Genomic DNA, 19,313 nt, shown 5'->3' on the forward strand with positions numbered 1-19,313 from the left:
GATGGAAAAAGAGCAGCTGGTTGACATCGCTAATACTGTGATGCCCTTTGGCAAATATAAAGGGCGTCGGTTGATTGATGTCCCGGAAGAGTATCTGCTGTGGTTTGCCCGTAAGGATGAATTCCCGCCGGGCAAGCTTGGCGAGCTGATGCAAATCACACTGCTGATTAAAACTGAGGGGCTGACGCAACTGGTGCAGCCCCTGAAACGTCCTCTTTAAGCCTTCGCGGCGCGGCTTTTCTGTTGCGCCTGCAATGCGTCCGTCTGTTGCTTGTAGCGACGCGCCAGCACGGCGCACACCATTAGCTGTATTTGATGGAAGATCATCAACGGCAGCACCATCATCCCAATCACCGAAGTCGGGAACAAAATATTTGCCATTGGGATCCCGTTCGCCAGGCTCTTTTTCGAACCGCAGAATACAATGGTGATTTCATCAGCTTTGTTAAAGCCGCATTTGCGCGCAACAAAGACATTTATGCCAATCACGATTGCCAGCAGTATGATGCTGACCACCACGATAAACAGCAGTGAACCCACCCCCACTTTGTGCCAGATCCCGTTAACGACGGCTTCACTGAAGGCGGAGTACACCACCAGCAAAATAGAGGATTGATCCGTTTTCGCGATCCATTTTTTATGTCGAGAAACCCAGTTTCCAATCCACGGACGTGAAAGGTGACCCAGCACGAACGGCAGCAGCAGCTGCAACATGATTTTTCCCACCTGCTCCAGGCTGCCTTCTGCGCCGTGCATATTCATCACCAGCCCTACCAGCAGCGGCGAGAGAAAAATACCCAGCAGGCTGGAGGCCGAAGCAGAACAAACGGCGGCGGCAACGTTACCGCCCGCCAGCGACGTAAAAGCGATGGCCGACTGCACAGTGGCAGGCAAAATACACAGGTACAGAAAACCGGTGTACAGCATCGGGTCAACGTTGACCGGCGCCCACCAGGCGAACAGAACGCCGAGAACCGGGAAGACAACAAACGTGCTGCACATCACCCACAGATGCAAACGCCAGTGGCTACCACCGGCAATAATGGCTTCACGCGAGAGTTTCGCCCCGTGCATAAAAAACAGCAGGGCAATGGCGGCGGTGGTTAAGCCTTCAAAGAAAGGCACAAAACCACCTTCGGCCGGGAAAAAGGACGCCAGCAAAACAACGGTAATCAGCGTTATCGTGAACGGATCAAGAATACGAAAAAGTTTCATAAAGACTCCTGAAATTCGGTAGTAACATTTTGCTTTTTTCCGTTTGAGAAATAAAATTGATTTATTGCATCCATATATGAATCGAATAGATGAATTACTCTCTGCGTCAGTTGCGTATCTTTGTCACCGTCGCTCAGGCCAAAAGCTTTAGCCGGGCGGGGGATATCATCGGCTTAAGCCAGTCGGCGGTCAGCCATAGTGTCAAAGAGCTGGAAGGGCAGACGGGTGTGCGGTTATTGGACAGAACGACGCGGGAAGTGGTACTGACGGAGGCCGGACACCAGTTGGCGGCGCGGCTGGAACGTATTCTGGATGAATTGCACAGCACGCTGCGCGAAGCCGGACAGGTAGGAACGCAGTTAACCGGCACGGTGCGGGTTGGCGCCAGCCAGACGATCTCTGCTCATCTTATTCCGCAGTGTATTGCCCAGAGTAATCAGCTTTATCCGGCTATCGATTTTGTGCTGCACGACCGACCACAGCAGTGGGTGCTGGAGAGTATTCGCCAGGGAGAAGTGGATTTTGGCATTGTGATTGATCCCGGCGCAGTCACCGATTTGCAGTGTGAAGCCGTGCTGTCCGAACCGTTCCTGCTGCTGTGTCGCCAGGATCATCCGTTAGCCCAAGGAGAGTGGGTGAACTGGCAGGATTTGTATCACGAACGCCTGGTGCTACAGGATTATGCTTCCGGTAGTCGACCGCTGATCGACGCTGCGCTGGCCCATTTTTCCATTGATGCCAATATCGTTCAGGAGATAGGCCATCCCGCCACGCTGTTTCCGATGGTTGAGGCGGGGATTGGCATCAGCGTGCTGCCCGCGCTGGCGCTCCCCTTACCGCAGGGCTGTCACTTGCAGGTTAAGCGCCTGACGCCGGTTGTTGAACGGCAACTGATGCTGGCCCGACGTAAAAACCGCTCTTTATCAACCGCTGCTCAGGCGCTGTGGGATGTGGTGCGTATGCAGGCCAGTGAATTAACCGCAGCCCGCGCCCGCGATCCGTTGTATCAGTTATAACGCTCACGCTGATGGTTATCAGAGGGGAAATGGTTCTTCTCTGCATAGCAAAAAGGCGCCTTTAGGGCGCCTTTTTACATTGGTGGGTCGTGCAGGATTCGAACCTGCGACCAATTGATTAAAAGTCAACTGCTCTACCAACTGAGCTAACGACCCGAAGTGGTGGGTGATGACGGGATCGAACCGCCGACCCCCTCCTTGTAAGGGAGGTGCTCTCCCAGCTGAGCTAATCACCCACTTCGGTACTTCACATTTTAACAAGAAATCCAGCTGGCGAGAAAGTGGTGGGTGATGACGGGATCGAACCGCCGACCCCCTCCTTGTAAGGGAGGTGCTCTCCCAGCTGAGCTAATCACCCACTTCTCAATTTCTTGTTTTACACGGCGGAGACTACATAAGTAGTTGGTGGGTGATGACGGGTTCGAACCGCCGACCCCCTCCTTGTAAGGGAGGTGCTCTCCCAGCTGAGCTAATCACCCCCGCTGTGTGGAGTCGCATTATAGGGAGAGTTGAAAATGAGTCAACGCATTTTCTAAAGAAATTGTTCGTTCGTCGTAAATTTAAACAAAACGATCGCAAAACAGTCCGTGCGGCATGATTTGTATACGAAAATGGCAAAGCGTAATGTTCCAACCTGAACAACATTGAGGAATCAGACCACGGTGATAGAATACGAGCCTGATAATCTTCCCTGGATTTGCCGGTTGTCGGCATCTTTATAAACGTAAGGCCATTTCATGAAAATCAAAACTCGCTTCGCGCCAAGCCCGACAGGCTACCTGCACGTCGGCGGTGCGCGTACTGCTCTTTATTCCTGGCTTTTTGCACGCAACCATGGCGGTGAGTTTGTGCTGCGTATTGAAGACACCGATCTCGAACGCTCCACTCCGGAAGCTATTGAAGCCATTATGGATGGCATGAACTGGCTGAATCTGGAATGGGATGAAGGCCCGTACTTCCAGACCAAACGTTTTGATCGCTACAACGCGGTGATTGATGAAATGCTGGAAGCAGGCACCGCATATAAATGCTACTGCTCTAAAGAGCGTCTGGACGCGCTGCGAGAAGAGCAGATGGCGAACGGTGAGAAGCCGCGTTACGACGGCCGATGCCGCCACGGCCACGAGCATCATGCCGCTGATGAACCTTGCGTGGTACGTTTTGCCAACCCGCAGGACGGTTCCGTTATTTTTGACGACCAGATCCGTGGGCCGATCGAATTCAGCAACCAGGAGCTGGATGATTTGATCATTCGCCGTACCGACGGTTCCCCGACCTACAACTTCTGCGTTGTTGTCGACGACTGGGATATGGAAATCACCCACGTTATTCGTGGTGAAGACCATATCAACAACACTCCGCGTCAGATCAATATCCTGAAAGCGCTGAACGCGCCGGTGCCAGTTTACGCACACGTTTCAATGATCAACGGTGACGATGGTAAAAAACTCTCCAAACGTCACGGTGCGGTCAGCGTTATGCAATACCGCGACGACGGTTACCTGCCGGAAGCGCTGCTGAACTATCTGGTGCGTCTGGGTTGGTCCAGTGGCGATCAGGAAATTTTCACCCGTGAAGAGATGATCAAACTGTTCTCCCTCGGTGCGGTGAGCAAGTCTGCGAGTGCGTTTAACACTGAAAAACTGCAGTGGCTGAACCATCACTATATTAATGCGCTGGCGCCGGAATATGTAGCAACCCATCTGCAATGGCACATTGAGCAGGAAAATATCGATACCCGCGTAGGCCCGCAGCTGTCAGAGCTGGTTAAACTGCTCGGTGAGCGCTGCAAAACGCTGAAAGAGATGGCGCAGAGCTGCCGCTATTTCTACGAAGACTTTGCCGAGTTCGACGCTGATGCAGCGAAGAAACACCTGCGCCCGGTTGCGCGTCAGCCGCTGGAAGTGGTTCGCGACAAGCTGGCTGCGATTAGCGAGTGGACGGCAGAAAATGTGCACCATGCGATTCAGGCAACGGCTGATGAGCTGGAAGTTGGTATGGGTAAAGTCGGGATGCCGCTGCGCGTAGCCGTTACCGGCGCGGGTCAGTCCCCGGCGTTAGACGTTACGGTGCATGCGATTGGTAAATCCCGCAGCATTGAGCGTATTAATAAAGCGCTGGCGTTTATTGCTGAGCGTGAAAGCCAGCAATAAAACTGATTGACCGATGAAATAACGGCAGGAGCGTATCCTGCCGTTTTTTTTGCCTGTTATTCAGACTCATCAATACCCAAACGAGTAAGAAAAGTGCGAATACCTTCGCGCGAAATATACATCGCCAGCTTTTCTTGTTCCGTTGGGGACATGTTGTCCAGTGCGCTAATTATCTGGCGACACGCGTGGCTGCGTACTACGTGGGTGTATTCTGCCAGCGGTTCTTCAGCCTGATAAACTTCAGGAACTTTGCGAAAAGCGGGAATATTGAGCAGAAACGCGCGGACGCTGGAGTCAATATGAATCAGTCTTGCACGACCACCTTTAACGCCGGGAAACTTTTCGGTAGTCCAGTTTTGTTCTCTGATCCAACGATTGACGGTTTGTTTGGCAACCCCGAGACATTCCGCCAGCTCTTCGGTCGTCATTTTGCTGCGTAATTTTTTCATATTATTTGTTTTCGCGGATCCCTAAACGCTGTAATAAACCCGTAATGCCTTCACGCAGGATCAGTGAGGTAAACATTTTCTGTTCTGTCGGTGTCATTTCTTTGGCGAGCCTAATCAGCAGCGCTTCAACAGAGGTATCGCCGGATAACGATAAGTTATCTGATAAACCTTCGGCTGAACGCTCAGCGCTGCGAATGTATTCACGAACTTGTTCGGTGACGTGAACCAGCCGGGCTTTACCGCCCTGAACGCCTGGTTTTGGTGATGTCGCCCAACCTTCTTTGCGTACCCATTTATTGATGGTCTGTCGGCTGTATCCGGTCAGATTAGCAAGTTCTTCTGGCGTCATCCGTTCCTTGAACATAACGATTCCCTGAATAGTCGTGGGGTTAATTAGTGGTTCATTTTATAGCACCATTTTAGTAGAAACCGTGACGCGTTTAACTACTGAATGCGAGTTGTTACGCAATGTTCTTCATTTGACTGCTTTTTCAGCGATTGAATTCTATGAGTTAATTTTGCCGTTGACACACGCGAAGGGAATTCATATGATGCCGCCCGTCAACTCGACAAGCTTTACGTAATGGGGCTATAGCTCAGCTGGGAGAGCGCTTGCATGGCATGCAAGAGGTCAGCGGTTCGATCCCGCTTAGCTCCACCAAATTTAATCCCAATGAATTTGGTACGTACGTAAAAGCATCGTGGGGCTATAGCTCAGCTGGGAGAGCGCTTGCATGGCATGCAAGAGGTCAGCGGTTCGATCCCGCTTAGCTCCACCAAAATTTAAACCCTCGCTGAAAAGCGGGGGTTTTTTGTTTCTGCATCCTGCCAGTTCTTATTCTTTATCTCTTCGGTTTGCTGAATCGCAGGCATAAAAAAACCGGGGAGAATATGAATCTCCCCGGTCTTATTACTGCGACGTTGTCTTACGCTTACAGCACCAGTGCGGCGATAGATGCGGACAGTACGCTCACCAGCGTAGAGCCGTACACCAGCTTCAGACCAAAGCGAGAAACCACGTTACCTTGCTCTTCGTTCAGGCCTTTAATCGCACCAGCGATAATACCGATGGAAGAGAAGTTAGCGAAGGAAACCAGGAACACAGACAGGATGCCTTCTGCGCGCGGGGAGAGCGTAGCGGCGATTTTCTGCAGATCCATCATCGCAACGAATTCGTTGGAAACCAGTTTAGTTGCCATGATACTGCCCACCTGCAGCGCTTCGCTGGACGGCACACCCATTACCCATGCAACCGGGTAGAAGATGTAACCCAGGATGCCCTGGAAAGAGATGCTGTAGCCAAACCAACCGGTCACGGTGGCGAACAGGGCGTTCAGGGCAGCGATCAGTGCGATGAAACCAATCAGCATCGCCGCAACGATAATTGCCACTTTGAAACCAGCCAGAATGTATTCACCCAGCATTTCGAAGAAACTCTGGCCTTCGTGCAGGTTAGACATCTGGATATTTTCTTCGCTGGCATCCACGCGGTAAGGGTTGATCAGCGACAGCACGATAAAGGTGCTGAACATGTTCAGAACCAGCGCCGCAACCACGTACTTCGGTTCCAGCATGGTCATGTACGCGCCGACGATAGACATGGAAACGGTCGACATCGCCGTTGCTGCCATGGTGTACATACGGTTGCGAGACATTTTGCCGAGAATATCTTTATAGGCGATAAAGTTCTCAGACTGACCCAGGATCAGAGAGCTGACGGCGTTGAAGGATTCCAGTTTGCCCATACCGTTTACTTTGGATAACAGGAAACCAATCGCGCGGATGATTACCGGCAGTACGCGGATATGCTGCAAAATACCGATCAGGGCGGAGATGAAGACGATCGGGCAAAGCACTTTCAGGAAGAAGAATGCCAGGCCTTTATCGTTCATGCTACCGAAGACAAAGTTAGTCCCTTCATTAGCAAACCCGAGCAGTTTCTCAAACATCTCGGAGAAGCCTCTCACGAAGCCCAGACCGACATCAGAGTTCAGGAAGAACCATGCCAGTAACACTTCGATAACAAGCAATTGAATAACATAACGAATGCGGATTTTTTTACGGTCACTGCTTACCAGCAGTGCGAGTACCGCAACCACGGCAAGGGCCAGGACAAAATGAAGAACGCGGTCCATATTTGCTCCAAATATGAGGCAGGTTTAGTTTTCGTGCACATTCTATGTAACAACCATAAAGAAAACGAGATCAAACACACACTATAATAAGGACCTGTGACGAGATTCAAAATTAGTGATCGGTGATACACTTCCGTTATGTTTAGTATGGAAGTGAAAAGTTATGTCATTGTGCTATTCTCATAACAATAATTAAACATCTCGCCGGTATTTCCAGAATCCTTATCGATCCATAGACAAACGCTATCAGAGAAATCAACGTCACCCATTAAAATGAATTTGATAATCATTCTCAGTAGGCGTAGCTTGAAACATAGCAAAGGCTATGTTTCTGAGGCACTAAAATGACTAACGATCGCGTTGAGAGTAGCAGTGGGCGGGCAGCGCGCAAGTTGAAGCTCGCATTAATGGGACCTGCGTTCATTGCGGCGATCGGCTATATCGATCCGGGTAACTTCGCCACCAATATCCAGGCAGGGGCCAGCTTTGGTTATCAATTGCTGTGGGTGGTGGTCTGGGCAAACCTGATGGCGATGCTGATTCAGGTGCTGTCGGCAAAACTCGGCATTGCTACGGGTAAAAACCTGGCGGAGCAAATTCGCGATCATTATCCTCGCCCGGTGGTGTGGTTCTACTGGGTGCAGGCAGAAATTATCGCTATGGCAACAGACCTTGCTGAGTTTATTGGCGCTGCGATTGGCTTCAAACTGATCCTCGGCGTCTCCTTATTGCAAGGGGCCGTACTCACCGGTATCGCGACGTTCTTAATTCTGATGCTGCAGCGTCGCGGTCAAAAACCGCTGGAAAAGGTGATTGGCGGCCTGCTGCTGTTTGTGGCCGCGGCTTACATTGTGGAGCTGGTTTTTTCCCAACCGAACTTCGCGCAGCTTAGTAAGGGAATGGTGATCCCAAGCCTGCCTAATTCCGAAGCGGTGTTCCTGGCCGCTGGGGTGCTCGGGGCGACTATCATGCCGCACGTCATTTATCTGCACTCTTCCTTAACTCAGCATTTGCACGGCGGAACACGCCAACAGCGCTATGCGGCCACTAAATGGGATGTGGCTATCGCCATGACGATTGCCGGATTTGTCAATCTGGCGATGATGGCGACGGCTGCCGCTGCATTTCATTTTAGCGGGCATACCGGTATTGCCGATCTCGATCAGGCGTATCTGACCCTTGAACCGTTGTTGAGTCACGCTGCAGCGACGGTGTTTGGTTTAAGCCTGGTGGCTGCGGGACTCTCTTCTACCGTGGTCGGTACGCTGGCGGGGCAGGTGGTGATGCAAGGGTTTATCCGTTTTCACATTCCGCTATGGGTACGCCGTACCGTCACCATGATGCCATCATTTATTGTGATTCTGATGGGATTGGATCCGACCCGTATTCTGGTGATGAGTCAGGTGTTGCTCAGTTTTGGTATCGCGCTGGCGCTGGTGCCGCTGCTGATCTTCACCAGCGACAGTAAGCTGATGGGGGATCTGGTCAATCGTCGTTGCGTTAAACAGATTGGCTGGGTCATTGTGATACTGGTCGTGGCGCTCAATCTCTGGCTACTGGCAGGCACGGCGATGGGGCTATAATCAACCGTGACTCGCGACGGGTCACGGTTTTAATTGAGCTTTTCCTCTATGATGTGCCCTGCATAATTAACTGGCAGGCGTTCATGAATCATTTTGATCTCTCTTTCCTGAAATATCTCCAGGACAACAGTCCGCTCCCCGTTGAAGAGGCCGTCGAGCGTTTCGGTAAAACGCTCTCCACGCTAAAACGGACAATGAAAGAGCTCAATGAACTTCTGCCAGAAAATGTCCAGCTACATCAGGATAATCAGTTTATTACCACCCGGATTGGCTACAGCGAATACCGACAGTTTTTAGCGCGCGTCCAGTTTAATCGCTATATCACTACGGCAGAAGAGAGGGTGAAGGATCTCTTTGTGGCGCTCTGTTTGCACGATGTGGTGAATAAAAATGATTATTACAAAAAATTTTATGTCAGCGCGGGAACGGTAAAAAATGATAATCCCGTCATGATGAGCCTGGTGCAGGAACGCGATCTGATTGTGCAAAGTATCCCGCGTAAGGGCTCCCGGCTTGCGGGGGATGAGTTCCAGCTACGGCTGGCGGCGTGCATGACGATACTAAAAACGGTCGAAATTGGTGAGGATCACCGACTTATCGCCCACCAGGCCAATGAGCCGACAGGCCGTTCAATTGCCGAACAGTTTCTTCATCAGTGTGCTGCAGAGATAAACCAGGCGGCAGACTATTACGAAGATAAAATCAGTCCGGTCATCGCCCTGGGATATAACGGCAGAAAATACTTACTGGTCTATCTTAGCCTTGCCCTGCACCGTATCCGCAGGGGACACAGAATTACGGAGAGTTCGGCGGCTGAGTTTTTGACAACCTTTCCTTATGGCGTATTGCCTGATGCGGATGAAAATATCTGTCTGGATCTGCTGATTGCTTCACTGACGTTTACTCATCGCCCCTTCACATTATATGACGCCTGGCTGGTCTCTTACGTTAAGCGCACCTGTCACGCTTTAGCCGGATGTCTGGAGAACACCATTCACAATCAGCACGCCTGGTTTGCGGAGATTTATAATTTTATCTATGCCGCCATCATCCAGAATAAATTTCATCTCTGGTTCGATGATAAAAAGCTCCATGATGTCCAGCGACGCTATCCTGAGCTATGGGAACATGTCCAGTATGCGGTGAAAGAGATTGAACATCACTGGCAAACGACCTTTTCTGCTATTCATCTGGCAACCCTGGTGCTGATTATCAAAAAGTATGCGCTCAAAAATCGGGTTGTTGGCGATAAGAAAAAGCGGGTCATTATTGTGACGAACTCGTCAGAGAGTAAGGTCGGCTATTTTAAAGAGATGCTTTTCTCCCGCTTCCATATTGAAATCCCCGCCTGCATCAACATCAATGAGATTGCGCGGCTTCAGCAGCTCGAATTCGACCTGCTGATTACCTTTACAAACAAGATATCGAGTCATCTCCGCTACGCCGGGCTGGATTATGTCAAAGTGAATTTCTGGCTCACGCAGGACGATCTCCTGTTATTACGCGAAAATGGACTTCCCTCCGCGCGCAAAAAAATACCTGCTGAGGACTTTATTCAGCAGGTTCAGGGAATGAGCCAGGAGGCGTTAAAAATTTTTCTTGATACGCATTACAGTGATATTTTTATTTAGCCAGAGGTTGCGAAACGCCGCGACACCAGACGGCTTCCAGGTTTAACTCTGCACCCAACACGAGAATATCGGCATCTTTTCCTGACGTCAGGCTGCCTTTTCTCGCATCAACACCCGCCAGGATAGCCGGATTAAGGCAGGCAATCTGCGCGGTTGAAACCCAGCCTTTTTCCAGCCTGTCGACCACATTTTTCACGGAGTCCAGAAAGCTCATCTCCAGTTTGCACACTTCGGACCATTCCGTGGGTGAAACCGTTCGGGTCTTTCCGCTGTGGTCGGTGATTTCAAGACAATGATTGTGAATGCGAAACGTCTCCTGGCGCAGGTAATGGTGGAATTCTGATCCTTCGGGAAAATCCACATATCCCAGACAATCGCTGACCATGACCAACCGGCGATCTTTTTTCAACCGATAGAGAATGTCGAACACTTCTGGTCGCAACGTAATCCCGCTCTGCTTTGCCACCTCGGCATACGTATTCTGATGGTACATCAGCGCCCCCACCACGCCAGGCTCCCGGTGATGCAGCCCGCGCATGGCGCTAAATGCATGGGTAAAGTGGGTTAAACCGGCTTCAATAGCGAGAGTGGTTTCATCAAAGGTGGCGTCGGTATGACCGGCTGACACGGTGACGCCTGACTGGCGTAAATAGCGGATTAGCGCCAGGGCGCCCGGCAGTTCAGGTGCGAGCGTCATCAGACGGATATTTCCCCTCGCGGCGTGCTGATAGCGTTTGAATCCTTCGATACCGGGTGGTTGAATCGCGTCCTTGCTCTGCATTCCGCTGTATGCAGGGTTAATAAAGGGGCCTTCCATATGAATACCCACCGCTTCGGCACCATCTTCCGCTTTTGCGTCTGCAATCCAGTCCGCGGCGGTGGAAAGACTCTCCAGCAAGAACGTTTCCGGCTGGGTGGCTGATGTTGCAAGCCACGCGGTAACCCCGGCGTTAACCAGATCCCGGCTCATCGCCTGCAAAGAACGGCGTTCACCTCTCCAGGCAAACGACCCTCTCCCCCAGCCGTGAACGTGAATATCCACAAAACCGGGCATCAGCATGGCATGGCGATAATCGACGATTTTTCCGCGTGGCGTACTGTCGAGGCCAGAAATACGTCCGCTTTCAATATGCAGATAGCCGCTTTCGATTCCATTCGGGGTGACAATGCGTTCACTTGCCAGAGAAAGCAGGGGATCAGCCATTGTCTTTCTCCCATACGCGAGCGGCCGTTTCCTCGGCGATTTCTGCGCAAAGGCCGATGTAGTGAGCAGGATCCAGCAGCGTATTAATTTCTGAGTCGCTAAAGTGCTGGCGAATAAGAGGGTCATCACGCAGCACATCAGCGTAGGGGATGCCTTCATGCGTGCTGCGCATTGCCAGTTGGTAGACGCGTTCATGTGCGGCATCTTTGCCCAGCCTTTCCACCAGCTGCATCATGATTTTTTCGCTATTAATAAGACCATGCGTTAACTGCACATTCTGGCGCATACGACCAGGATTGATGACCAGCGTCCGCGTCAACTCTTCGGCTCGCATCACAATCTCAGCCATTAACTCCATACTCTCCTGAATATTACCGTCAAAGATAAAGTAAGCGGAGCTGTCTGCTTCGAAGGGACGTGGGCTGACATACAGGCAGGAGGTCATTACTGAGTACAATTTCTGCGCGTTGGCGATGATCCCCTTCGCCAGTTTAGGATTCACTTTTTGCGGCATGGTGCTGCTGCCAACGGTGCCTTTAGTAAAGGCTTCTGAAACTTCGGCAAACTCTTCGCTTGAGGTCTGATAAACCTCTTCGGCTATTTTGTGTAACGTCGTCGCCAGCAGGCACAAATTACTGATGTATTCAGTGCGGTAAATGCGCGAGTTGCGGGAGGGAATCGCCATTGAATGCATTCCCAGCTTTTGGGCAACGCTATCCTGAACCCGGCGGCCGGTTTCACCGGTCGCGTGGAAGGCGCCCACGGCTCCCCCCATCATCACGGTAAAGACGCGTTTTTCCGCTTCCCGCATGCGCTGCTGGGCGCTAAGTAACTCATCAATCCACACGGCGGCTTTATAGCCCCAGGTGATGGGCAGCGCGTGCTTACCGTGGGTACGTCCGGCCATAATCGTTGCTTTATGGTCAGATGCCATCTTTGCCAGGTTACGCAGAATATCGTCCACAAAACCCTGCATGATGGTATCGAACTGCTTTGCCAGATAAAGCTGTGCGGTTTGCTGAATATTCTGCGTGGTGACGCCGTAATGCACGTATTTTCCGCTTTCACTGTCACAGGCTTTGACCAGCACTTTGATGACCGGAACGAAGCCGTGACCAATCTCGCGCAGCAGGCGTTCCATTTCCGTCAGGTCAATCTTATCCACGTGGCAGTTAGCGGTAATATTGACTGCGGCGCTGGCGGGGATCATGCCGTGTCCGGCTTGTGCCTGAGCCAGGGCGGCTTCAACATCGAGCCATGACTGTACCCGCGCTGGCTGCGCGAGCAGAGATTTCATTCCTCGATCGTCGATCGTTTTGCTTTTTGAATCATACAGTGCACGCATTACTATCTCCTTGAATTTATTTCGCACCGACGAGGCGGTCGTCTACCGCGTTACGGACAAATTCTACGTGTGGGCCGAATACCACATGAACATGGTTGCTGGAGGGGATAAAGGTTCCCAGCGAGCCAGATTCTTTAAGAATGGCCATGTCCATTTTTTTCTGATCTTTCAAATCAATACGTAACCGTGAAACGCAGTTTTCAACGCGCTTGATATTGTCTGTCCCGCCCAGTCCCTGAATCACCAGTTCGGCGACTTTGTCGTACTCTTTATTGTTCAGTAAGGTGCTGTCAGCGATTTCACTCTCGCGGCCTGGGGTCTTAATATCAAATTTACCGATCGCGAAGCGGAAGACGAAATAGAAGACAACAAAGTTAATCACGCCGAGGATAATTAAATTAATCCATTGGGTGTGTTCATACATCAAACCGAAAATACCAAAATCAAAAATAGTGCCGCGAATATAGCCGATGGAGACTTCCAGTAATTGCAGTGGAATGGTCAATAAGCCACAGAGTACCGCATAGACAATAAAGAGTTTTGGCGCGATAAACAGGAAGGAGAACTCCAGCGGTTCGGTAATATTCCCCAGCATGGCGGTTAGCACCACGGTCAGGATCATCCCTTTGGCAAATTTCTTATTCTTGAAATAGGCCATGTGGTACATCGCCAGACCAATCGCCGGAACGCGGAACAGCGTCGTGAGCATTTGTGATGAGGCAAGATAGCTGGTGAGCGTCGGCATATACTCTTTCCAGGCCGGATGGGTGGGACCAAGCTCAAACAGGATTTTATTGATAGCGGGCAAAATACCGACATAGGTCTGCCCGTCAATCAGGTACGTACCGCCTGCCGCGGTGAAACGCACGGTGGAACTGAGGACGTGGTGCAGGCCAAACGGGATCAGCAGGCGATTGAGCGTCATATAGATACCTGCACCAATGTTGGGTGCCATCATTATTGTTGATATGGCGCGCATACCTGCGGTAAACAGATCCCAGATAAAAGGAATGATCAAGCCGACGGGAATGGAAAAAGCAATGGCTAAGATCGCGACGGATTTTTTACCGCTGAAAAAGGCGAAAGCGAGAGGTAATTGCAGCCGGTAAAAACGGTCGGTTATTTTAGCTGCCAGCAGCCCGGCAATAATACCGCCCAGCGCTTCGATTTTCAGCGTCTGAATACCTAATACCATTCCCTGTCCGACGAAAGCCATATCCTCTTTCGCCAGCGTACCTGCCAGCTTAAGATGCACATGCATGGCGATAAGCAGAGTCAGGTAAGCCACGACGGATGCAAATACAGCAATCCCTTTTTCTTTTTTAGACATACCGTAGGCGACACCCATCGCGAACAGTAAAGGAATATTATTAAAAACGACGCTGCTGATTAATCCCAGAGAAGAGAGAATTGCTCTGAAAATTTCATTGCCCAGAAAGGGGAGTTTATCAATCATATAGCTCTGCCCTAACGCAGCGCTAATTCCCATGGCCATCCCCACTGGCGCCAGTACGGCGATCGGTAATAATAGCGATCGACCGAATGTCTGAATTTCATTCTTAAAATTAGCATTCATAAGTTAATCCTGACGTGAATTCTCTTGAGGATAAGATACGTTCAGGAGATTTTTGCTCAAGGGCAAATAGTGAAAAATAAAAAGCGCAGGATTTGACCATAAAAAAGCAGCCTGCAGGCTAATGCTGGTCACTTAAGGATTGATTAGCTGCAAAGGTATTTTTTATTAAAGCGAAACGGATTGAACTGAAAGTCAGCGTACTGAAGCGATCCGAAGGAAGACGACATAAGGCGAATGGATCACGAAGTGACGATTTTTCCTGCCGGAAGCCTGGGTGGCAAGGGAGACGGTGAGCCTCTCTTGCCCGTTACGGGAATGAGGGTTTCAGAGAAACAATGAACATACGGTGAACGGAACCCTTTGCCATTGTTAAAAATTCTCTGTTACCACAGGTTCCTTTTCTTAATGACGATGCCCGTGACCGCCGCGCCCACGACCGCGATGGTCGTCACGGTCATTCCAGCCTTCTCGGTAGCCGCGTTCATAAGCTTTGCGTTTATCCCAGCCACGATGGTAGCCGTTGTCATGACGCCACCAGCGATTTTTGCGCCACTCATAGTTATGGTGCCAGTAATCCCGGTCGCGCCAGCGGCCGCCATCCCAGTAGTTACCGTAATTATCGCGATCGCCAATTTGCAATTTTATTGATGGCAGCAGGGTGATTTCGCCAGCGTTCGCGGCCAGCGGTGTAAAAGCCATTAAGACTGCCGCCAGAATCAGTGACCTGAACATGTTTTCTCTCCTTCACGATCGAGCCGTAGCCGGCCTGTTAACGTAATATTCCGGGGCAGTAAAGCCCCGTTTCATCGCCACAACTCTTAAATCGCAAGTGAGAGCACTTTTTGTTAATAAATGTGTCTTTATTTCAACCGACTCAGAATGGCATCAATCTCCGCGCACTCTTCAGGCGTAAAGTGACGGTTTGCCAGCATGCCGACGGCATCTTCAATTTGCGCCGGTTTACTGGCACCAATCAGCACAGACGTGACCTTGTCTTCCCGGAGAACCCACGCGAGCGCCATCTGAGACAGCTTTTGTCCCCGTCGCTCTGCCAGTGCGTTCAGCGCTCGAACTTTTTCCAGTTTTTGTGGGGTGATCTGGTCCGGATTCAGAAAACGGCTGGTGCTTGCGGCGCGAGAATCCGCCGGAATACCGTTCAGATAGCGGTCGGTTAACTGCCCGCCAGCCAGCGGTGAGAAGGCGATACTACCGACGCCTTTTTCCTGTAAAAGCGACAGCAGGCTCTCTTCGACCCAACGCTCAAACATAGAATATTTGGGCTGATGAATAAGGCATGGCGTACCTAAATCGTCGAGTATTTCAATCGCTTGTCTGGCAAGTTCAGCCGGATAGTTAGAGAGGCCTACGTACAGCGCTTTGCCCTGACGGACGATATGATCCAGTGCACGCATGGTTTCTCTGAGCGGTGTTTCAGGGTCGGGGCGATGGTGGTAGAAGATATCGACATACTCCAGCCCCAGACGCTTCAGGCTTTGATCGAGGCTGGCAATCAGGTATTTGCGTGAACCCCAGTCCCCGTAAGGGCCTTCCCACATGGTGTAACCTGCTTTGGTGGAGATGATCAGCTCATCTCGCCACGGTAAAAAATCTTCCTGCAGGATGCGACCAAAATTTCGCTCCGCTGAACCCGGCGGTGGACCATAGTTATTCGCCAGATCAAAATGGGTGATCCCCAGATCGAATGCACGCTGTAACAGCGCCCGACTGTTCTCGACCTGCGTGGTATCACCAAAATTGTGCCACAACCCCAGTGATACAATCGGGAGCTTGAAGCCGCTCTGACCGCAGCGGCGGTACTCCATTGTCTGATAACGATTTTCAGCAGCCTGATAAGCCATATAGCCTCCTGTCAGATAAGGTGTGAATTTGAGTGTATACGTTTACACAAGGCCAGCTGCAATTAAATTTAGGGATGAAAACTGTACATCTTGCTTTCCACCCCCTTCACAGCGACTTTCCTGGACAGTCATCACAGTTCTTCGATACTCAACATGAGGTTACCGTCAGAAGGAAAGCTGTCATGCAAACCCCGTATTCCGTTGCTGATTATCTGCTGGACAGGCTGGCAGGCTGTGGTGTTGGCCATCTCTTTGGTGTGCCTGGCGATTATAATTTGCAGTTTCTTGACCACGTGATTGAACATCCCAGCGTACGTTGGGTCGGGTGTGCGAACGAGTTGAATGCGGCTTATGCTGCGGATGGCTATGCCCGGGTATCCGGGGTGGGGGCGCTGCTCACCACGTTTGGCGTGGGTGAGTTAAGCGCGATTAACGGTATCGCGGGAAGTTATGCGGAATATGTTCCTGTTTTGCATATTGTTGGCGCGCCCTGTCGCGGTGCTCAACGTCGCGGGGAGTTGATGCATCACACCCTTGGGGACGGTGATTTTCAGCATTTTTATCGTATGCAGCAGGCGGTGACGACGGCCAGCGCAGTGCTGGATGAACAAAACGCCTGTTATGAAATTGACCGCGTGCTGCGAACAATGCTCATCGAACGCAGACCGGGCTATCTGATGTTACCTGCTGATGTGGCAAAACAGCGCACCACGCCGCCGAATGACATCCTGATTGTTCCTCTGAGCGAGCCAGAAAGCAGCGTGGCAGAAGCGTTTCGCTACCATGCCCGCGAGCGGTTACTGGACAGCCCGCGCGTAGCGCTTCTGGCAGACGTTCTCGCGCAGCGCTTTGGCCTGCAGCCGGTATTGCAACGCTGGATGGCGGAAACGCCGATGGCCCACGCCACGTTGTTGATGGGCAAAGGGCTATTCGATGAGCGTCATCCGGCGTTTGTCGGCACCTACAGCGCTGGAGCCAGCAGCGACTATGTACGTCAGGCGATAGAAGATGCCGACACGATAGTGTGTGTTGGCACACAATTTGTTGACACTCTGACCGCCGGGTTTACGCAACAGCTACCACAGGAGCGCACGATTGAGGTGCAGCCACATGCCTCACGGATTGGAAACCGTTGGTTTAACGTCCCGATGGAGCAGGCGGTAACCACCTTGCGGGAACTGTGTCTGGAGATGTCCTTTTCACTGCCGCCAGAACGCCCGCCAGTTAGGCGTATTCAGGTTGAGAAGGGACCTTTGACGCAGGAAAATTTCTGGCATACGGTGCAGCAATATCTGGCGCCCAATGACATTATCCTCGTCGACCAGGGGACCGCTGCATTTGGCGCGGCTGCACTCACGCTACCCGGTGGAGCGGAGGTGCTGGTTCAGCCGCTGTGGGGGTCTATCGGCTACGCGCTCCCGGCTGCATTTGGCGCGCAAACCGCCTGCCCGGACCGCCGGGTGATCCTGATTATTGGCGATGGTGCGGCGCAGCTCACCATTCAGGAACTGGGCTCTATGCTCAGAGACGGGCAATCTCCCGTTATTTTGCTGCTAAATAATGACGGCTATACCGTGGAGCGGGCCATACATGGGGCAAATCAACGCTATAACGATATCGCTGCCTGGAACTGGACGCAGGTGCCGCAGGCGTTTCGTCGTGAATGTCAGGCGGAGTGCTGGCGTGTGGAGCAGGCGGTACAACTGGAAGAAGTGCTGGCCCGTTTGTCCCATCCGCAACGATTGTCGTTAATTGAGGTGGTACTACCGAAAGCCGATCTTCCTGAGCTATTGCGCACGGTGACCCGTGCGCTGGAAACGCGTAACGGAGGCTAACTACTTATCGGTACGCTCGGCGATCATCATCGGTTTGCCCGCCAGCAGCAGCCAGGCGGGCAGCATGACGATGCACAGCAGCGGCAGCAGGGTGGAATCTGGCACCACCACTGCTGCCATAAACAGGCTCAGCCAGGCGTCACGGGTGACGACCAGCACCAGTCCAAGAATCGCGCAGGAGACGGTAATGGCCGCTGGCACCGCTTCAACGTGGGCGTGCAGCATCAGGCCAAGCGCGACCCCAACGAATACTGCCGGGAAAATTCGCCCGCCGCGAAAACCACTCGCAGCTGCAACCACTAATGCCGCCAATTTGATCACGGCGAGCATGAAATAATCCGATGCTCCCAGCGTCTGGCTAAATGCCATTTGCTGCATTTCGTCCAGTCCTTTAAACAAGGTAAGCGGTCCGCCGATAACGCCTAAAATGCCGAGGATTAAGCCGCCAGCCCCAAGAATCAGGACCGGGTGTTTCAATCGATGTATTAAATGGTGTAAACGCGGCAGACACCAGACAGCCACCATCCCTGCGGCAATGGCGATGGCGGCAACGACCGCACCGCTGAGGATATCGATCACATGCATCTGCGTGTAGTGCGCGATGGGCAGTGAAAAATGGGGGTGAAAAAACAGACTGGTGGTCAGCGAGCCCGCGGCGGCGGCCATTAACGGTGCAAACAGGCGATCCCACAAAGGAACATTGTCCGAGCTATTCAGCGTTTGTGAAAAGACCAGCGCGGCGGCAACGGGGGTGCCAAATAGCGCGCCGATGGTGCCGGCAGAGGCGAGGATGGTCCAGTCCAGCTTAGCAATGCGGGGAAACATACGGCTGCCGAGCGCCACAGCCAGTGCGATATTCACGGTCATGATCGGGTGTTCCGGACCCAAACTGACGCCACCCGCCAGGCCGAGGATGAGCGCTGCCAGCAAGCCCGGAATTGCTGAGGTGGGGACCGGCATTCCAATTAACGGCTCACAGGCAGGATCCGGTCCCGCGTGACCCTGGCTGTAGCGAATAACTAACCCGACCATGATCCCCGTGAGCGTCAGCATGCCGATAATCCACAGCGGAGAGTCCTGGGCAATACCGATGCTAACGGGCAGGCGTTCCCACAAAAATTGCTGTAAAACGGACGCCACTTTCATCACAACGATCAACACCAGGCTGGAGGCAATACCAATAATTAGCGCAGGAGTTGATAGCAAGAGCATCGTTCTGGCTCGTGGATGAAGCATATTCTATTCCTTAAAACAGAGTCATAGACATAGTTTGCACAGCCTGCGCAACCGTATCGCTGCAAATGGTGCTGAA

General features: G+C 51.9%; 17 protein-coding genes and 6 tRNA genes. 9 read left to right on the forward strand and 14 right to left on the reverse strand.

What is annotated here, in order from left to right:
• Position 1 precedes the first annotated feature (1 nt).
• Positions 2-220, forward strand: a complete 219-nt coding sequence (locus HV311_RS07080; RefSeq protein WP_016153921.1) for a DUF3820 family protein — start codon at positions 2-4, stop codon at positions 218-220.
• On the opposite strand, the gene HV311_RS07085 is transcribed toward HV311_RS07080, so the two are convergent.
• Positions 217-1,215 (reverse strand): bile acid:sodium symporter family protein, encoded by a 999-nt coding sequence (locus HV311_RS07085; RefSeq protein ID WP_016153920.1) that lies wholly within the window; start codon positions 1,213-1,215, stop codon positions 217-219. The genes HV311_RS07080 and HV311_RS07085 overlap by 4 nt on opposite strands.
• An 89-nt stretch (positions 1,216-1,304) precedes the next feature.
• Between HV311_RS07085 and HV311_RS07090 the strand changes: the two genes are divergently transcribed.
• Positions 1,305-2,231, forward strand: coding sequence for a LysR family transcriptional regulator (locus tag HV311_RS07090; RefSeq protein ID WP_191220902.1), 927 nt, complete (start codon positions 1,305-1,307; stop codon positions 2,229-2,231).
• Positions 2,232-2,311: 80 nt separating this feature from the next.
• On the opposite strand, the gene HV311_RS07095 is transcribed toward HV311_RS07090, so the two are convergent.
• The 4 genes from HV311_RS07095 to HV311_RS07110 form a co-directional block, all read right to left on the reverse strand.
• Positions 2,312-2,387: transfer RNA gene (locus HV311_RS07095), tRNA-Lys, on the reverse strand.
• 4 nt (positions 2,388-2,391) lie between these two features.
• Positions 2,392-2,467 (reverse strand) — tRNA-Val (locus HV311_RS07100).
• 46 nt (positions 2,468-2,513) lie between these two features.
• A tRNA-Val gene (locus tag HV311_RS07105) sits at positions 2,514-2,589 on the reverse strand.
• Positions 2,590-2,634: 45 nt separating this feature from the next.
• Positions 2,635-2,710: transfer RNA gene (locus HV311_RS07110), tRNA-Val, on the reverse strand.
• 258 nt (positions 2,711-2,968) lie between these two features.
• Between HV311_RS07110 and gltX the strand changes: the two genes are divergently transcribed.
• Complete coding sequence (gltX, locus tag HV311_RS07115; RefSeq protein WP_005130009.1) at positions 2,969-4,384, forward strand: glutamate--tRNA ligase; 1,416 nt, start codon at positions 2,969-2,971, stop codon at positions 4,382-4,384.
• 56 nt (positions 4,385-4,440) lie between these two features.
• On the opposite strand, the gene HV311_RS07120 is transcribed toward gltX, so the two are convergent.
• Positions 4,441-4,833 carry a MerR family transcriptional regulator gene (locus HV311_RS07120; protein ID WP_016153914.1) on the reverse strand — a complete coding sequence of 131 codons (393 nt, stop codon included), beginning with the start codon at positions 4,831-4,833 and terminating at the stop codon, positions 4,441-4,443.
• 1 nt (position 4,834) lies between these two features.
• Positions 4,835-5,197 carry a YfeC-like transcriptional regulator gene (locus tag HV311_RS07125; protein ID WP_016153913.1) on the reverse strand — a complete coding sequence of 121 codons (363 nt, stop codon included), beginning with the start codon at positions 5,195-5,197 and terminating at the stop codon, positions 4,835-4,837.
• 221 nt (positions 5,198-5,418) lie between these two features.
• Between HV311_RS07125 and HV311_RS07130 the strand changes: the two genes are divergently transcribed.
• Together HV311_RS07130 and HV311_RS07135 are read left to right on the forward strand one after the other, a co-directional pair.
• A tRNA-Ala gene (locus HV311_RS07130) sits at positions 5,419-5,494 on the forward strand.
• A 42-nt stretch (positions 5,495-5,536) separates the two neighbouring features.
• A tRNA-Ala gene (locus HV311_RS07135) sits at positions 5,537-5,612 on the forward strand.
• A 153-nt stretch (positions 5,613-5,765) separates the two neighbouring features.
• On the opposite strand, the gene nupC is transcribed toward HV311_RS07135, so the two are convergent.
• Complete coding sequence (gene nupC / locus HV311_RS07140; protein ID WP_016153912.1) at positions 5,766-6,968, reverse strand: nucleoside permease NupC; 1,203 nt, start codon at positions 6,966-6,968, stop codon at positions 5,766-5,768.
• A 273-nt stretch (positions 6,969-7,241) separates the two neighbouring features.
• Between nupC and HV311_RS28210 the strand changes: the two genes are divergently transcribed.
• From HV311_RS28210 to HV311_RS07150, 3 genes are all read left to right on the forward strand, one after another.
• Positions 7,242-7,316 (forward strand): hypothetical protein, encoded by a 75-nt coding sequence (locus HV311_RS28210; RefSeq protein WP_418135078.1) that lies wholly within the window; start codon positions 7,242-7,244, stop codon positions 7,314-7,316.
• On the forward strand, positions 7,313-8,551 hold the full coding sequence (locus HV311_RS07145; RefSeq protein WP_016153911.1) for an Nramp family divalent metal transporter: 1,239 nt from the start codon (positions 7,313-7,315) through the stop codon (positions 8,549-8,551). The genes HV311_RS28210 and HV311_RS07145 overlap by 4 nt, the downstream gene beginning before the upstream one ends.
• A gap of 83 nt (positions 8,552-8,634) precedes the next feature.
• Positions 8,635-10,182, forward strand: coding sequence for a hypothetical protein (locus HV311_RS07150; protein ID WP_191220903.1), 1,548 nt, complete (start codon positions 8,635-8,637; stop codon positions 10,180-10,182).
• Here HV311_RS07150 and HV311_RS07155 read toward each other — a convergent pair.
• The 5 genes from HV311_RS07155 to mgrA form a co-directional block, all read right to left on the reverse strand.
• Complete coding sequence (locus HV311_RS07155; RefSeq protein ID WP_191220904.1) at positions 10,175-11,386, reverse strand: N-acetylglucosamine-6-phosphate deacetylase; 1,212 nt, start codon at positions 11,384-11,386, stop codon at positions 10,175-10,177. The two genes, HV311_RS07150 and HV311_RS07155, sit on opposite strands and share 8 nt — an antisense overlap.
• Positions 11,379-12,731, reverse strand: coding sequence for a class-II fumarase/aspartase family protein (locus HV311_RS07160; protein WP_049281513.1), 1,353 nt, complete (start codon positions 12,729-12,731; stop codon positions 11,379-11,381). The genes HV311_RS07155 and HV311_RS07160 overlap by 8 nt, the downstream gene beginning before the upstream one ends.
• A gap of 16 nt (positions 12,732-12,747) precedes the next feature.
• Positions 12,748-14,307, reverse strand: coding sequence for a PTS transporter subunit EIIC (locus tag HV311_RS07165; RefSeq protein ID WP_191220905.1), 1,560 nt, complete (start codon positions 14,305-14,307; stop codon positions 12,748-12,750).
• A gap of 402 nt (positions 14,308-14,709) precedes the next feature.
• The gene (gene ypeC, locus HV311_RS07170) at positions 14,710-15,039 is read right to left on the reverse strand and encodes a DUF2502 domain-containing protein YpeC (RefSeq protein ID WP_016153906.1); all 330 of its coding nucleotides are present in this window, start codon (positions 15,037-15,039) and stop codon (positions 14,710-14,712) included.
• Positions 15,040-15,167: 128 nt separating this feature from the next.
• Positions 15,168-16,166 (reverse strand): L-glyceraldehyde 3-phosphate reductase, encoded by a 999-nt coding sequence (gene mgrA / locus HV311_RS07175; protein ID WP_191220906.1) that lies wholly within the window; start codon positions 16,164-16,166, stop codon positions 15,168-15,170.
• Positions 16,167-16,348: 182 nt separating this feature from the next.
• Here mgrA and HV311_RS07180 point away from each other — a divergent pair, with 182 nt between their 5' ends.
• Positions 16,349-18,001: an alpha-keto acid decarboxylase family protein gene (locus tag HV311_RS07180; RefSeq protein ID WP_047358784.1), complete on the forward strand. Its 1,653-nt coding sequence runs from the start codon at positions 16,349-16,351 to the stop codon at positions 17,999-18,001.
• On the opposite strand, the gene HV311_RS07185 is transcribed toward HV311_RS07180, so the two are convergent.
• Positions 18,002-19,237, reverse strand: coding sequence for an ion channel protein (locus HV311_RS07185; RefSeq protein WP_047416352.1), 1,236 nt, complete (start codon positions 19,235-19,237; stop codon positions 18,002-18,004).
• Positions 19,238-19,313 lie beyond the last annotated feature (76 nt).

Origin of the sequence: Citrobacter sp. RHBSTW-00881, assembly GCF_013728515.1 — a bacterium.
Taxonomy (GTDB): domain Bacteria; phylum Pseudomonadota; class Gammaproteobacteria; order Enterobacterales; family Enterobacteriaceae; genus Citrobacter; species Citrobacter braakii.

Excerpts from the sequence above, each read along its gene's own strand:
- HV311_RS07120 (WP_016153914.1), bottom strand. The coding sequence starts at position 4,833 with ATGAAAAAATTACGCAGCAAAATGACGACCGAAGAGCTGGCGGAATGT.
- HV311_RS07155 (WP_191220904.1), bottom strand. The coding sequence starts at position 11,386 with ATGGCTGATCCCCTGCTTTCTCTGGCAAGTGAACGCATTGTCACCCCG.
- ypeC (WP_016153906.1), bottom strand. The coding sequence starts at position 15,039 with ATGTTCAGGTCACTGATTCTGGCGGCAGTCTTAATGGCTTTTACACCG.
- HV311_RS07150 (WP_191220903.1), top strand. The coding sequence starts at position 8,635 with ATGAATCATTTTGATCTCTCTTTCCTGAAATATCTCCAGGACAACAGT.
- mgrA (WP_191220906.1), bottom strand. The coding sequence starts at position 16,166 with ATGGCTTATCAGGCTGCTGAAAATCGTTATCAGACAATGGAGTACCGC.
- HV311_RS07090 (WP_191220902.1), top strand. The coding sequence starts at position 1,305 with ATGAATTACTCTCTGCGTCAGTTGCGTATCTTTGTCACCGTCGCTCAG.
- HV311_RS07080 (WP_016153921.1), top strand. The coding sequence starts at position 2 with ATGGAAAAAGAGCAGCTGGTTGACATCGCTAATACTGTGATGCCCTTT.
- nupC (WP_016153912.1), bottom strand. The coding sequence starts at position 6,968 with ATGGACCGCGTTCTTCATTTTGTCCTGGCCCTTGCCGTGGTTGCGGTA.
- HV311_RS07085 (WP_016153920.1), bottom strand. The coding sequence starts at position 1,215 with ATGAAACTTTTTCGTATTCTTGATCCGTTCACGATAACGCTGATTACC.
- HV311_RS07145 (WP_016153911.1), top strand. The coding sequence starts at position 7,313 with ATGACTAACGATCGCGTTGAGAGTAGCAGTGGGCGGGCAGCGCGCAAG.
- HV311_RS07180 (WP_047358784.1), top strand. The coding sequence starts at position 16,349 with ATGCAAACCCCGTATTCCGTTGCTGATTATCTGCTGGACAGGCTGGCA.
- gltX (WP_005130009.1), top strand. The coding sequence starts at position 2,969 with ATGAAAATCAAAACTCGCTTCGCGCCAAGCCCGACAGGCTACCTGCAC.
- HV311_RS07165 (WP_191220905.1), bottom strand. The coding sequence starts at position 14,307 with ATGAATGCTAATTTTAAGAATGAAATTCAGACATTCGGTCGATCGCTA.
- HV311_RS07160 (WP_049281513.1), bottom strand. The coding sequence starts at position 12,731 with ATGCGTGCACTGTATGATTCAAAAAGCAAAACGATCGACGATCGAGGA.
- HV311_RS07125 (WP_016153913.1), bottom strand. The coding sequence starts at position 5,197 with ATGTTCAAGGAACGGATGACGCCAGAAGAACTTGCTAATCTGACCGGA.
- HV311_RS07185 (WP_047416352.1), bottom strand. The coding sequence starts at position 19,237 with ATGCTTCATCCACGAGCCAGAACGATGCTCTTGCTATCAACTCCTGCG.